Here is a 14,287-nt window from a genome sequence, read left to right on the forward strand (position 1 = left end):
CCCGCCCCTGCCGGATAACAAAGCGCCCCTCACCCGACTTGGCGGGAGGAGGGGCGTTCTGCTTTGGGGGGCTGGATCTGGCCCGGCGTCAGGCTGGGGCGGACCGTGCGGCCTGCCCGTCTACCGAGCGCAGCCGTTCCAGCGCGCGCGTCAGCAACGCGCCTTCCTCGGCATCGGCGGTATTGCGCAGCGTCGACACGGCGTGCTGCAGCCGCTCGCGGTCGGGCGCCGTCAGCTTGTCGGCATCTTCCATGGCCTCGATTTCCTTGTCCACGCGCTTGCACAGTTTGCGCACGAACTCCGGGTCGAGCTGGCCCTGGCTGGCGCCGTGGGCGATGTGGTAGATCAGGGCGGCCAGGCCGTCGGCCGTGGTCTCGGTTACGACATGGGTTTGGCGCTTCATCGCGGCTCCGGTGAGGGGTGACTGGACTGAATCGACCGATTCATTCTAGTGATTGAATGACGCCGCGAAAGTTGCCTTTGTCTGTGATTGCGGACATTTGTGCGGTAACGTGCCTTCGCGCTTCTTATTTCCGAAATATTTCATCGTCAGAATGTCATCTCGTCGGCCCCGCTGAACAAGTCGGGAACAGAAAGCGACCGGAGGGGTTGCCGCCGGGCCGACTCGCCAGCCTGCCAGACATCGCCCATGGCCGCCCACAGAGGCACCAGGGTGGGCAGGCGGCGAATTGCAGCAAAGTACGCGGGGACGTAGGGCCGTCTGTCAGGACGGCTCTACTTGTTTTTCCGCCTTGCCCTTCGGGCGTCGCATTCGTAGCCCATTCCTTCGGCGGGTCCGCCGGAAAATCCCGTTCTCCATTTGCCATAACCGGTCTCTCCGGCCGGCTGTTTGCGCTTGCATTTCCGATAGCATTTAGGAACTGTGTATCTGGCGCATCAGAAACTTCTCACCAAAACGTTGCAATTGATAACCGTCAATAATCATGTTCGGATTATTTGTCGGAAATCGGTCGATCTGGGGATAACGAGGGAGAAATGGCGTCCCTATTCAGCCGAGGATAAGGCGGTTATCTGGCCTTAAACCCTTGTATCCATTGGGTTGGCGGGCAATACCACAAGACCGCATCGATTTGTCGCGTCTCTTTCCAATTGATTTGGGTAATTTGCTTCATTGAAATCATTGAATGGCTCCAATTCGTGGGCCCTCGTAGAGTGCGAGAACATTTCCGTTCGGTCGCCTTGGCTTCTCCCATTTCAGATCCGGTATCTGCAGAAGTCGAATAGGAAATCAACGATATATCCCGCGCTGATCGCAGGGCATCGCCGTCGCATATGGATTCATTTGCGTGGCGGCAGCGGCAATTGCAACCCACTACAAGGAGTCATTTCCTCAATGAACATCGGAAAAACATTAAGAGTTTCTATGCTCGCCGTGGCGGTGTCTGCCGCGCTGGCCACCACGCCGCTGATGGCCAAGACCGACGTGACGCCCAACAGCTTCTGGTGGCCCGAACAACTGGACCTGAGCCCGCTGCGCTTCAATTCGGCCGAGTCGGACCCGATGGGCAAGGCGTTCATCTACGCCGAAGAGTTTAAGTCGCTCGACCTGCAGGCGGTGAAGCGTGACATCGCGGTGCTGATGAAGACATCGCAGGACTGGTGGCCGGCCGACTTCGGCAACTATGGCCCGTTCTTCATCCGCATGGCCTGGCACGGCGCGGGCGTCTACCGGACGTTCGACGGCCGGGGTGGCGCCAACGGCGCCCAGCAGCGCTTCGAGCCGCTCAACAGCTGGCCCGACAACGTTGGCCTGGACAAGGCCCGCCGCCTGCTGTGGCCGATCAAGCAGAAGTACGGCAAGAAGATCTCGTGGGGCGACCTGATGGTGCTGGCCGGCAACGTCGCGCTGGAAGAAATGGGCTTCAAGACGTTCGGCTACGCCGGCGGCCGGGTCGATGACTGGGAAGCCGAGATGGTGAACTGGGGCCCGGAGAAGAAGATGCTGGCCCACAAGCGCACCGACGCCAAGGGCGCGCTGCAAAAGCCGCTGGCGGCCAGCGAGATGGGTCTGATCTACGTGAACCCGGAAGGCCCGGGCGGCAAGCCCGATCCGCTGGCATCGGCCAAGGAAATCCGCGAGACCTTTGGCCGCATGAGCATGGATGACGTGGACACCGTCGCGCTGATCGCCGGCGGCCACACCTTCGGCAAGGCACACGGCGCGTACAAGCCGGCCGGCTGCGTGGGCAAGGAGCCCGCCGCCGCCGGGCTGGAAGAGCAGGGCCTGGGCTGGACCGGCAAGTGCGGCACGGGCAAGGGCGTGGATACGGTCAGCAGCGGCCTGGAAGGCGCCTGGTCGACCAACCCGACGCGCTGGACCCACGAATTCCTGACCTGGCTCTACAGCTTCGAGTGGGAAACCACGCGCGGCCCGGGCGGCGCGATCCAGTGGGTGCCGAAGAACAACGCGAGCGCCAATTTCGTGCCGGACGCCCACGACCCCAAGAAGCGCCACAAGCTGATGATGTTCACGACCGACATCGCGCTGAAGATGGACCCCGAGTACCGCAAGATCTCGAAGCGCTTCCTGGAGAACCCCAAGGAGTTCGAGGACGCCTTCGCCCGCGCGTGGTTCAAGCTGATGCACCGCGACCTCGGGCCGAAGTCGCGCTACCTGGGCGCCGAGGTGCCCAAGGAAGACCTGATCTGGCAGGACCCGATCCCCAAGGTCGACCACAAGCTCGTCGATGACAACGACGTGGCCAAGCTCAAGACCACGATCCTGGCGTCGGGCCTGACGATTCCGGAACTGGTGCGCACCGCGTGGGCGTCGGCCGCCACCTTCCGCGTGACCGACATGCGCGGCGGAGCCAATGGCGCGCGGATCCGGCTGGCCCCGCAGAAGGACTGGGCCGTGAACGACCCGGCGGAACTGGCCAAGGTGCTCAAGCGCCTGGAGGCGATCCAGACGGACTTCAACACGGCGCAGCAGGCCAGCGGCAAGAAGGTGTCGCTGGCGGACCTGATCGTGCTGGGTGGCTCGGCGGCCGTGGAGGAAGCGGCCAGCAAGGGCGGCCACAAGGTCAAGGTGCCGTTCACGCCGGGCCGGATGGACGCCTCGGCGGCACAGACCAGCGTGCAGTCGTTCTCGGTGCTGGAGCCGGTGGCTGACGGCTTCCGCAACTACTACGGCAAGCAGAGCCACCGCGCGCCCACCGAGATGCTGGTGGAACGCGCCAGCTACCTGAACCTGCGGGTGCCCGAGATGACGGTGCTGGTGGGCGGCCTGCGCGCGCTGGACGCCAATGCCGGCGGGTCGAAGCACGGCGTGTTCACGAATCGTCCCGGCACGCTGAGCAACGACTTCTTCGTGAACCTGCTCGACCAGTCGACCAAGTGGTCGAAGTCGGCAAAGCAGCCGGGCCTGTATGAAGGCCAGGACCGCGCCACGGGCAAGGTCCGCTGGCAGGCCACGCCGGTCGACCTCGTGTTCGGCTCGAACGCCGAGCTGCGCGCGGTGGCCGAGGTCTACGGCTCGAACGACAGCAAGGAGAAGTTCGTCCAGGACTTCGTCAACGCCTGGGTCAAGGTCATGAACCTCGACCGCTTCGATCGCAGCTGATCTGCCTGTCCCGCCTGCCCGATCCACCCGGATCGGGCTTTCGCCGGCCCCCTGTCAGGGGGCCGTTTCGCTTCCCGTCTGTGTTGCCCGCACCGCCCGCACCTGCCGCATGACGCCGCCCGCGAACAGCACCGGCCCTTGCATCGGAATGCCGGCCGCGCGCAGCGCGTCGGCCGTCCAGGTATTGCAGGTGTAGAAGCCGTTGTAGCGCGCCGTCGCGGCAAAGTAGCGGCCGCCTGGATACGGGCCGTCGCCGAGCATCCGTGGCGCGCCGGCATCGTCGGTGCGCACGGCGTCGGTCAGGAACGCGCGCAGCCGGTCCAGGCCCGGCGCGTCGATGTCGAGTTCCACGACCTTGTCGGCGCCGAACGCGGCGGCCGGGGTGTCCCGCAGCAGCGTCAGCAGGATCGCGCCGTCGCCGGGCAGCAGGGCCGACAGCAGCGTCAGCGGGCCGCGTGCGGTGTCCAATAAGTACTGGCGGTCGCCAAAGCCGAAGCACAGGAACATCGGGTCGCGATAGCCGGCCGCCAGGCGTTGCAGCGGGGCGTCGGCGTCGGCCGTGCGCAGGCAGACGTCGGTGTGCCAGTCCTGCTCGACCACCGCGATGCGGGCGGCCGGTGGCGACGCCATCGCGGCCGGCGCCACGCCGCACCCGGCCACCGCCAGCGTGATCGCCACGCCCGTGCCCGCTGCGAGGATGAACCGGCGCACGCCGCGCATCGTTGGCTGCCGGCTAGGCGAACCCCGCCGCCTGCCATCCCCACCCGGCCAGCGCGCAGCCCGCCACCACCGCCCACGGCGGCACACGCCACGCCGTCAGCGCGGTCAGCGCCAGCAGCGCCAGCGCGAAATCGGCCGGGCCCTGCACAGCGCTGGTCCAGACCGGCTGGTAGAGCGCGGCCAGCAGCAGACCCACCACGGCCGCGTTGACACCGGCCAGCGCCGCGCGCGTGGCCGGCTGGCGGCGCAGCCGTTCCCAGAACGGCAGCGCGCCGAACACCAGCAGGAACGACGGGGCGAAGATGGCCAGCACGCAGAGCGCCCCGCCAGCCCAGCCGTTCGGTGCCAGCGTGTTGGCCGCGCCCAGGAAGGCCGCGAACGTGAACAGCGGGCCGGGCACCGCCTGCGCGGCGCCGTAGCCGGCCAGGAACGTGTCGTTGTCGACCCAGCCCGGCGGCACCACGGCGGCCTGCAGCAGCGGCAGCACCACGTGGCCGCCGCCGAACACCAGCGCGCCGGCGCGGTAGAACGCGTCGACCAGCGCCAGCGCATGGCTGCCCGATTCGCGTGCCGCGAACGGCAGGCCCACCAGCAGCACCGCGAACACGGCCAGGCACAGCACCGCAAAGCCGTGGCTGACCGGCACCGACAACGGCTCGTGCGGCGCGGCCTGGGCGGTGCGAAACAGCCGCGCGCCCACCAGCCCGGCCACGACCATCGCACCGACCTGCCAGGCCGGCGAGGGCGCGATGGCGACCACGATCGCCGTCAGCGTCATCATCGTCAGGCGCGGTGCGTCGGGGCAGAGCGACCGCGCCATGCCCCACACGGCCTGCGCCACCACCGCCACCGCCGCCACCTTGAGCCCGTGCAGCGCACCGGCCGGCACGGCCTGCCCGAAGTGCGACAGCCCATAGGCAAACAGGATCAGCGCCACGGCTGACGGCAGCGTGAAGCCGATCCACGCCGCCAGCGCGCCCGCATAGCCCGCGCGCGACAGCCCCACGGCCATGCCGACCTGGCTGCTGGCCGGCCCGGGCAGGAACTGGCACAGCGCGACGATATCGGCATACGCCGCCTCGCTGAGCCAGCCCCGCCGCGCCACGAACGCGGTACGGAAATATCCCAGATGCGCCACCGGCCCCCCGAACGAGGTCAGGCCCAGGCGCAGGAACACGGCGAACACTTCCCAGACGGCGCTCAACGCTTGTTTCTCCCCATGGTGGCGGGCCGGATCGTTGCCACCAGTCCTGTGCCGTCGGCAGCCGGGCGGTTGGCAAGGTCGATGGTCAGGCCATGCAGCTCGGCAATGCGCCGCGCAATCGAAATTCCCAGCCCCGTGCCTTGTTCCTGCTGGCCCCCGCCGCGAAAGAAGCGCCGGCCCAGCCGTTCCATATGCGCGGGGTCGACGCCGGGCCCGCGGTCGGCCACGACGATGCGGTCCGGCTCGAACGCCAGCGTGACGACCGAGCCGGCCGGGCCGTAGCGCAGCGCGTTGTCCATCAGGTTGCGCAGCAGGGTGCCGAGCAGCGTGCCGTCGCCGCAGACGTCCAGCGGCGGGCGGCCGTCCGCCGGCCAGAGCACTTCCATGTCGACCTGCCGGCGCTCGGACAGCAGCAGGCAATCGGACAGCACCTGCCGCGATACCTCGCGCCAGTCCACCGGCGCGCGGGCGGGCGACGTGGTGTCATCCTCCAGCCGGCTCAGCGTCAGCAGTTGCGACACCAGGTGGCTCAGGCGGTCGATGCCGGCCTCGACCTTGACGGCGGCTTGCGCGCGTTCGTCCGCATCGGCCGAGCGGCGCGCCACGTCCCATTGCGCCTTGAGCGCGGCCAGCGGGGTGCGCATCTCGTGCGCGGCATCGGCGGTCAGGCGGCGTTCATGTTCGAGCAGGGCCGACACGCGGTCCAGCAGCCGGTTCATCGCCTGGACCAGCGGCATCAGCTCGCGCGGCACGCCATGCGCGGCAATCGGCGTGGGATCGCCCGGCGCGCGCGTGGCGATGGCCTGCGAGATGTCGGTGAGCGGCCGCAGCATGCGGCGGATGCCCAGGATCAGCAGCATGGTCAGCAGCGGCAGGCCCAGCGCCCACGGCAGCACCTGCGCCTGCAGGTAGGCCACCACCAGTTCCTCGCGCTCGGCCATCAACTGGCCGACGCAGACGCGCCAGCCGTCCACGGGGTCTTCCAGGTAGTACAGCCGCCATGCGCGGGCGTCGAGCGTGCGGTCGGTAAAGCCGGCCACCTGCGGCAGGCGGGGCAGGCGGTCGCCGTCGGGGTCGATGTGCAGCGGCTCGCCGTTTGCGCGCCACGCGGCAATCGCCAGGTCGCCCAGGCCGGCCGCGCCAAGATCGCCCACCTCGGCATTGCCGGTGCCGTAGCCGCCCGGGGGCGGCTGGTGGATGGCACCCGGCTGCACCAGCGGCAGCACGGCCTGCATCTGCTGGGCCATGCGCACCATCGCGGTGTCGTAGAGTTCGTTGACTTCCATCCGCGCGTTGCGGAAGACCAGCACGCTGGTTACCACCCAGGCAAGGAAGACGGTCAGCAGGACGACCAGGATCAGCCGCCGTTGCAGCGTCATGCGGGCGCCCCGCCGGCGCCACCGTCGCCATGGTCGCCACTGTCACCCGCTTCGCCAGCGTCCGGGGCCGGTGCCGCCAGCGCATCCACCGTGCCCAGCGTATAGCCGGCGCCGCGCAGCGTGCGGACGATGCCGGGATGGAGCTTGCGGCGCAGATGATGGATATGGACTTCGAGCGTGTTGCTCTCCGAGCCTTTCTCCCATTCGTAGAGCTTGTCGCGCAGGAATTCGCGCGTCAGCACGCGGTTGGGATGGGTCAGCAGCAGTTCCAGCAGCATCGACTCGCGGCTGGTCAGGTCCACGGACTTGCCGTGCCAGACCGCCAGCCGCGCGGCCGGATGGTATTCGAGCGGGCCGTGGCGCCAGACCGGCTCCAGCATGCCCGCCGCCCGGCGCGACACGGCGCGCAGCCGCGCGGCCAGTTCGTCGAGGTCGACCGGCTTGATCAGGTAGTCGTCGGCGCCGGCGTCGAGCCCCCCGATGCGGTCCTGCACGGCGTCGCGCGCGGTCAGGATGACCACCGGCGTATGCCGCCCCTGGTTGCGCCAGCGCAGCAGCATCGTCACGCCGTCCTCGTCGGGCAGGCCCAGGTCCAGCAGCACGGCGTCGTAATGCATGGCGGCGATGGCGCGGTCGGCCTCGGCCGCCGTGCGGAACCAGTCCGCGGCATGCCCCATCAGCTTCAGTCCGCGATGCAGGCCATCGCCGAGCATGGGGTCGTCTTCAACGATAAGGATTCTCATCTGGCAGGGATGGGGGCCGAAGGTTTGCGCCGGCCGCGCCAGACAGCGTGCGGCGGCACCAGAGGGTAGCATTGCGCCGGCCACGGCGCATCATCAATCTGACGCCCGGGCGCCACGCCGCCGCGCTGTCAGCGTGCGCCCGACGGCGCGGGCCCGGTGGCCGGGAGTAGACTAGGCGCCACGCGCAATCCGCGCGTGCGAGGTGTCTATCTTCGGGACGCGCCCCCATGCACGCTGCCGGCAGGACCCAGACTTCCGCACTGCGTACCGCACTGCTGGCCGCGCTCGGGCGCCGGCCGGCCGCCTGGATGGCGGTGCCGCTGGCCATGACCCCGGCCGTGCCGGCCAGCGCGCAAGAGGCGGCGCTGCCCGACGTGGTGGTCAGCGCCAGCCGCAACGAGCAGCGGCGCTTCGACGCGCCGGCCGCCATCGACAGCATCGCCGTGGACCCGTTCACGGCCACGTCGCCGCTGGTCAACCTGTCCGAGCTGACGCTGACCAGCCCCGGCATCGCCGTGCGCGACCGCCAGAACTATTCGCAAGACCTGCAGATCGCGGTGCGCGGCTTTGGCAGCCGGTCGACGTTCGGCGTGCGCGGCGTGCGGCTGTTTGTCGACGGCATTCCGGCGACGATGCCGGACGGGCAGGGCCAGTCGTCGACGTTCGACCTGGCCAACGCCAGCCGCGTGGAAATCCTGCGCGGGCCGTTTGCCCAGATGTACGGCAATGCGTCGGGCGGCGTGGTGCAGGTCTTCACGCCCGACCCGCCCACGCAGGGGTTTGCCGGGCGCGCGTCCACCGGCTTCGGGTCGGACGGCCAGTGGCAGGCCGGCGTGACGCTGGGCGGCGGCAACGACCGCCTGGGCGGCACGCTCGATGCCTGGACCTACCAGACCGACGGCTACCGCGACCACAGCGCCGCGCGGCGCTACCAGCTCAACGCCAAGATCGTGGCCCGGCCCGCCTCGGGCACCAGGGTCACGGGCCAGTTCAACTACTTCAACCAGCCGCTGGCTGAAGACCCGCTGGGGCTGACGCGCGCGCAGGCCGAGGCCAATCCGCGCCAGTCGGTGCCGGCCGCCACCCAGTTCAACACCGGCAAGGACGTGGAGCAGACCCAGGCCGGGGTGGTCGTGGAGCACCAGTTGACCGAGCGCGACAGCCTGAACTTCCGGCTCTACGGCGGCGGCCGGCAACTCACGCAGCGGCTGGGCTTCAGCGGCGCGGCGCCCACGTCGGCGGGCGGCATCGTCGACCTGGACCGCACCTACGGCGGCGGCGCGCTGACGTGGACGCGCAAGACCACGGCCAACGGCCTGCCGCTGCAATGGACTGCCGGCATCGAGACCAACGCCATGCGCGACGGGCGCCACGGCTACGTCAACGACAACGGCCAGCAGGGCGCGCTGCGCCGCGACGAGACCGATGAGGCGGCCGACTACGGTGCCTTCGCGCAATTCAACTGGACCGTGCATCCGGCCTGGGAACTGGTGGGCGGGGTGCGGGCCAGCAGAGTGCGGCTGCGCATCGACGACCATTTCGTGACCGCCGCCAGCCCCGACGACAGTGGCACGTCCACGTACCACAACGTCAGCCCGGTGCTGGGCGTGGTCTGGCATGCGATGGAGTCGCTCAACGTCTACGCCAACCTGGGGCGCGGCTTCGAGACGCCCACGCTGACCGAGGTGGCCTACGGCCCGGGCGGCGTCGGGGCCAACCTGGGGCTGCAGGCGTCCACGAGCCGGCAGGGCGAGATCGGCGTGAAATGGCAGTCGGGCAGCCAGCGGCTGGAGGCCGCGCTGTTCGATGCCGACAGCCACGCCGAGGTGGTGCCGCTGGCCAACGATGCCGGCCGCACGGTCTACCAGAACGTGGACGGCGTGCGCCGGCGCGGGCTGGAACTGGGCTGGCGCGGCGCGTTCGGCCCGGGCGAGCGGCTGGCGGCCGGGCTGGGCTACACCTACCTGTCGGCCTATTTCGGCGAATCGTTCGTCAACGCGCAGGGCGCCACCGTGGCGGCCGGCAACCGGCTGCCGGGCACCGCGCGGCACAGCCTGGGCGCCGAGGTCACGTACCGGCCGTGGGGCCAGTGGATGGTGGGCGTGGAGGCCCGCGCGGACAGCAAGGTCTACGCCGACGACCTGAACACGCAGGCCGCGCCCGGCTACCTCACCGTCAACCTGAAGACCGGCTACACGTTCAAGGTGGGCGCCACGCAGCTCTACGTGTTCGGCCGGATCGACAACGTGGCCGACCGGCACTACATCGGCTCGGTCATCGTCAATGAAGCCAATGGCAGATACTACGAGCCGGCGCCGGGGCGGCGCTTCTTCGTCGGGCTGCGGGCGTCGATGTGACCGGGCCGGGAGCCGCGAATGGGCGATGATCGTGCCGCGCGCTTGCCATGCGGCCATCGCCCGCCTAAGGTTGCGGTTTTAGCCGCCTTCCGCGCGCCTCCATGCCGTTAGCCCCGCCCCCCGTCGATACCGTCTCCACGCCCCAGGACCCCAAGCTGCGCATCATGCTGTGGGTGGTGGCCGTGGGCTTCTTCATGCAGACGCTGGACTCCACCATCGTCAACACCGCGTTGCCGTCGATGGCGCGCAGCCTGGGCGAGAGCCCGCTGCGCATGCAGTCGGTGGTCATCGCGTATTCGCTGACGATGGCCGTCATCATCCCGGCGTCGGGCTGGCTGGCCGACCGCTTTGGCACGCGCACGATCTTCCAGACCGCCATCGGCCTGTTCGTGCTGGGGTCGCTGCTGTGCGCCTGGGCGCCCACGCTGCCGCTGCTGGCGGCGGCGCGCGTGGTGCAGGGCGCGGGCGGGGCGATGCTGCTGCCGGTGGGGCGGCTGTCGGTGCTGCGCACGTTCCCGCGCGAGCAGTATCTGCAGGCGCTGAGCTTCGTGGCCATCCCGGGCATGATCGGGCCGCTGATCGGGCCGACGCTGGGCGGCTGGATCACGCAGACGTTCTCCTGGCACTGGATCTTCCTGATCAACGTGCCGGTAGGGCTGATTGGCGCGGTGGCCACGGTGCGCTACATGCCCAACGCGCGGCTGCCCGGCATCGGGCGCTTTGACATCGCCGGCTATGCGTTCCTGGCCATCGCCATGGTGACGCTGTCGTTCTCGCTCGACGGGCTGGCCGGCATGGGCTTCCAGCACGCCACGGTGCTGATGCTGCTGATTGCCAGCATGGCCGCGCTGACCGCCTACGTGTTCCACGCCCGGCGCAGCGCGGCGCCGCTGTTTCCGCTGCAGCTGTTCGGCATCCACGCGTTCAGCGTGGGGCTGCTGGGCAACCTGTTCGCGCGGATCGGCAACGGCGCCATGCCGTTCCTGATTCCGCTGACGCTGCAGTTGAGCCTGGGCTACTCGCCGTTCAACGCCGGGCTGATGATGGTGCCGGTGACCGTGGCCGGCATGGCGTCCAAGCGGCTGGCCACGCACCTGATCGAACGCTTTGGCTACCGCAAGGTGCTGGTGACCAACACGTTCGTGGTGGGGCTGGTGATGGCGTCGTTCGCGCTGATCTCGCCCGAGCGCCCGCTGCCGCTGGTGATCGTCATGATGGCGATCTTCGGCGCCGTGAACTCCATCCAGTTCACGGCCATGAACACGGTGACGCTGAAGGACCTGAGCGGCGTGACGGCCAGCAGCGGCAACAGCATGCTGTCGATGGTGCAGATGCTGTCGATGAGCCTGGCGGTAACGTCCGCCGGCGCGCTGCTGGCGACGTTCCAGGGCGGCATCGGCTCTCACCACTTCGACGTGCTGCCGGCTTTCCACGCGACGTTCATCTGCGTGGGCCTGATCACGTCGGCGTCGGCCTGGATCTTCATGCAGCTCGACCGCGAGCCGATCGTGGCGGTGGCCAGGGCGCAGCCGTCGGAAGAGGTGTAGGGGAGCCCCCCAGGCTGGCGGGGCGGTAATCCTACCGCTTCATCAACGCACAAAACCACGCGATATCGACGTTGCCGCCGCTGATGACGATGCCGACGCGCTTGCCCTTGAGCGCGTCCGCCTGCTGCAGCGCGGCGGCCAGGCCCAGGGCGCCGGTCGGCTCGACGATCATCTTCATGCGCTCGGCAAAGAAGCGCATGGCGTCGACCAGTTGCGCGTCGGTGGCGGTCAGGATGTCGTTGACGTCGCGCTGGATGATCGGGAACGTGTGCTGGCCCAGGTGCTGCGTCTGGGCGCCGTCGGCGATGGTCTTGGGCGTGTCGATGTGGACGATGCTGCCGCTGCGGAACGACTGCTGGCCGTCGTTGCCGGCTTCCGGCTCCACGCCGTAGAGCTCGCATTGCGGCGCCAGCGCGCGCGTGGCGAGCGCCGTGCCCGACAGCAGCCCGCCGCCGCCCAGCGGCGCGAACAGCGCGTCAAGCGTGCCCACTTCCTCGAACAGTTCCCTGGCGGCCGTGCCCTGGCCGGCCATCACGTCCGGATGGTCGTAGGGCGGAATCAGCGTCATGCCGTGCTTTTCCGCCAGGTCGCGGCCGATGGCTTCGCGGTCTTCCGTGTAGCGGTCGTAGATCACCACGTTGGCGCCGTAGCCCTTGGTGGCGGCGATCTTGAGCGCCGGGGCGTCGGCCGGCATCACGATCGTGGCCGGCATGCCCAGCAGCCGGGCCGACAGCGCGATGCCCTGGGCGTGGTTGCCGGACGAGAACGCCACCACGCCGCCCTGGCGCTGCGCGGGCGTGAACTTCGACAGCGCGTTGAAGGCGCCGCGGAACTTGAACGCGCCCATGCGCTGGAAGTTCTCGCACTTGAAGAACACTTCGGCGCCAAGCCGGTCGTTGAGCGTGCGCGACGTGTGGACCGGCGTGCGGTTGGCGTAGCCGGCAATGCGTTCGGCGGCGGCTTCGACGTCGGCGTAGGTGGGCAGGGGCAGGGTCGTCATGATGGTCGGGAGCGGATGGACGCGGGAGGAAATCGGTTACCAGGGCCAGGCCAGGCGCGTGCCGGCGCCGTCGGCCAGGGCCCGTTCGTGCAGGAAGCGCGCGACGGTCAGGTCTTGCAGCGCCAGGCCCGTCATGTCGAACACGGTGATGTCGTCGGGCTGGCGCGCGAACGTGGCGGCGCCGGTCAGCAGGTCGCCCAGTTCGATGCAGTGCAGGTCCGGCGCCCACTGGCATTCGCCGATGCGGCGCGCCTGGTCCAGGTCGTCGGCAATCACCGTGGCCCGCGCCAGCACGCCGTCCGGCAGCTCGCGCTTGCCGGTGGTGTCGGCGCCCACGCAGGTCAGGTGGGTGCCCGGCTGCACGGCGCCGGCGTCGAACAGCGCGCCGCCGCCCGGCGTGGCCGTGATGACCACATCGGCCTGGGCCACGGCGCCATTGCGGTCCGGCGCGTGGGCGATGCGGCCACGGCCGCCCAGGCTGGCCGCAAACTCGGCCTCGAAGCCGGCGTCTGGCGCGCCGCTGGCGGTCACGTAGCTGACCTCGGCGAGCGACGGCAGCAACGCCAGCGCGTACGCCAGCTGCACGCGCGCCTGCACGCCGGTGCCGAACACGCAGACGCGGCGGCTGTCCGGCCGGGCCAGCCGTTGCAGGCCGATGCCGCCGGCCGCGCCGGTGCGGGCCGTGGTGATCGCGTTGCCGTCGAGGATGCAGAGCGGCCGGCCCGTGTCCGGGTCGACCAGCATGATGGTCGCCTGGTGCGGCTCGCCGCCGCGCTCGCGGTTGCCGGGCCAGAACCCGGCGGCCTTGAAGCCCAGCAGGTTCTGCCGGCCCACGTCGCCGGCCTTGATGCCGAACACGCCGCCGGTGTGCAGCGTTTCGCGGATCAGCGGAAAGACGCGGCCTTCGCGGTGGCTGTGCAGCACGAACGCCTCGCGCACGGCGGCCACGACGTCGTCGGGAATCAGCGCCGCTTCCACGGCATGTTTGTCGAGCAGCAGAAGCTGCGCGGCGGCGCGGTCAGCGGGCATAGGTGTAGACGGTGGCACGCGACACCCCCAGGTGGGCCGCGATGGTTTCCATGGCCCGGCGCACTTCCAGCAGCCCGCCGGCCTTCAGTTCGGCCAGCAGCGCGCGCCGGTCCTCGATCTTCAGCGCGCGCGGCGTGGTGGCCAGCCGCGCGGCAAAGGCGTCGATGCGGGCGCGCAGCGCCTCGGTGCTGGCCGGGTCCAGCGTTTCCTCGGGGCCCTCGGCGGTGGTCTGCACGAACTGGCCCATCGCCATCTGCAGGCTGCGGAACAGCGTCAGGTCCACGTTCATGCACAGCGCGGCCACGTAGCGGCCGGTGCTGTCCTTGATGCCGATCGACGTGCTCTTGGCCTGCCGGCCATCGGCAAACTGGTTCGGATAGTTGGCCAGGATCTGCGGATAGCCGGGATCGGTGATGCGGGCCTCGCCCAGCTCGGTGGTGGGGTCGCCCACGGCGCGGCCGGACAGGTTGTTGTGGATCGCCAGGATCGACTGGCCCGGCTCCAGCAGGTCGTGCAGCACGACCTCGCAGAACGGCGCCAGCGTCTGGCCCAGCCCGTCGGCTATCTGCTTCACTTGTTCGAGCAGCAGGCGCTGCTCCGGGGTCCGTTCTGGCATGGCGGGCCGCATCGGCGATGAAAAACGATGCTGGACAGTTTGTATAACACTGGACGAATTGTCAAGAAATCGACGGAAAAATGGCGCGGCAGCCGCCTGGCTGCCGCGC

Annotated in this window: 11 protein-coding genes; 3 read left to right on the forward strand and 8 right to left on the reverse strand. The window is 69.3% G+C overall.

Features of this window, described 5'->3' with window-relative positions; translation table 11 throughout:
- Window positions 1-88 precede the first annotated feature (88 nt).
- Entirely contained in the window at window positions 89-403 is a 315-nt protein-coding gene (locus QTN24_RS06630; protein ID WP_313835966.1) for a hypothetical protein, read from the reverse strand.
- 1,026 nt (window positions 404-1,429) lie between these two features.
- Between QTN24_RS06630 and katG the strand changes: the two genes are divergently transcribed.
- Window positions 1,430-3,583, forward strand: coding sequence for a catalase/peroxidase HPI (gene katG, locus QTN24_RS06635; RefSeq protein WP_313836376.1), 2,154 nt, complete (start codon window positions 1,430-1,432; stop codon window positions 3,581-3,583).
- Window positions 3,584-3,637: 54 nt separating this feature from the next.
- Here the strand turns inward: katG and QTN24_RS06640 are convergent, their stop codons facing one another.
- Genes QTN24_RS06640 through QTN24_RS06655 form a run of 4 tightly spaced genes read right to left on the reverse strand, consistent with a single transcriptional unit; the run spans window position 3,638 to window position 7,629 of the window.
- A complete protein-coding gene (locus QTN24_RS06640) occupies window positions 3,638-4,303 on the reverse strand; it encodes a DUF2459 domain-containing protein (protein WP_313835967.1) in 666 nt (221 codons plus the stop codon).
- A 13-nt stretch (window positions 4,304-4,316) separates the two neighbouring features.
- Window positions 4,317-5,507 carry a chromate efflux transporter gene (chrA, locus tag QTN24_RS06645; protein WP_313835968.1) on the reverse strand — a complete coding sequence of 397 codons (1,191 nt, stop codon included), beginning with the start codon at window positions 5,505-5,507 and terminating at the stop codon, window positions 4,317-4,319.
- A complete protein-coding gene (locus QTN24_RS06650) occupies window positions 5,504-6,886 on the reverse strand; it encodes an ATP-binding protein (RefSeq protein ID WP_313835970.1) in 1,383 nt (460 codons plus the stop codon). Before QTN24_RS06650 ends, chrA begins: the two co-directional genes overlap by 4 nt.
- The gene (locus QTN24_RS06655; protein WP_124686388.1) at window positions 6,883-7,629 is read right to left on the reverse strand and encodes a response regulator; all 747 of its coding nucleotides are present in this window, start codon (window positions 7,627-7,629) and stop codon (window positions 6,883-6,885) included. The genes QTN24_RS06650 and QTN24_RS06655 overlap by 4 nt, the downstream gene beginning before the upstream one ends.
- Window positions 7,630-7,937: 308 nt before the next feature.
- Here QTN24_RS06655 and QTN24_RS06660 point away from each other — a divergent pair, with 308 nt between their 5' ends.
- Entirely contained in the window at window positions 7,938-9,986 is a 2,049-nt protein-coding gene (locus tag QTN24_RS06660; protein ID WP_313836378.1) for a TonB-dependent receptor, read from the forward strand.
- Between the two features lie 101 nt (window positions 9,987-10,087).
- Complete coding sequence (gene mdtD, locus QTN24_RS06665; protein WP_124686390.1) at window positions 10,088-11,533, forward strand: multidrug transporter subunit MdtD; 1,446 nt, start codon at window positions 10,088-10,090, stop codon at window positions 11,531-11,533.
- A gap of 31 nt (window positions 11,534-11,564) precedes the next feature.
- Here mdtD and QTN24_RS06670 read toward each other — a convergent pair whose 3' ends face one another.
- From QTN24_RS06670 to QTN24_RS06680, 3 genes are read right to left on the reverse strand one after another with little or no spacing between them, the layout of a single operon-like run.
- Window positions 11,565-12,533, reverse strand: a complete 969-nt coding sequence (locus tag QTN24_RS06670) for a threo-3-hydroxy-L-aspartate ammonia-lyase (protein WP_313835973.1) — start codon at window positions 12,531-12,533, stop codon at window positions 11,565-11,567.
- 36 nt (window positions 12,534-12,569) lie between these two features.
- Window positions 12,570-13,562, reverse strand: a complete 993-nt coding sequence (locus tag QTN24_RS06675; RefSeq protein ID WP_313835975.1) for an ornithine cyclodeaminase family protein — start codon at window positions 13,560-13,562, stop codon at window positions 12,570-12,572.
- Window positions 13,552-14,178, reverse strand: coding sequence for a transcriptional regulator (locus QTN24_RS06680; protein ID WP_124686393.1), 627 nt, complete (start codon window positions 14,176-14,178; stop codon window positions 13,552-13,554). The genes QTN24_RS06675 and QTN24_RS06680 overlap by 11 nt, the downstream gene beginning before the upstream one ends.
- Window positions 14,179-14,287 lie beyond the last annotated feature (109 nt).

This window comes from Cupriavidus sp. SZY C1 (genome assembly GCF_032190535.1).
In the GTDB taxonomy this organism is placed as follows: domain Bacteria; phylum Pseudomonadota; class Gammaproteobacteria; order Burkholderiales; family Burkholderiaceae; genus Cupriavidus; species Cupriavidus pauculus_C.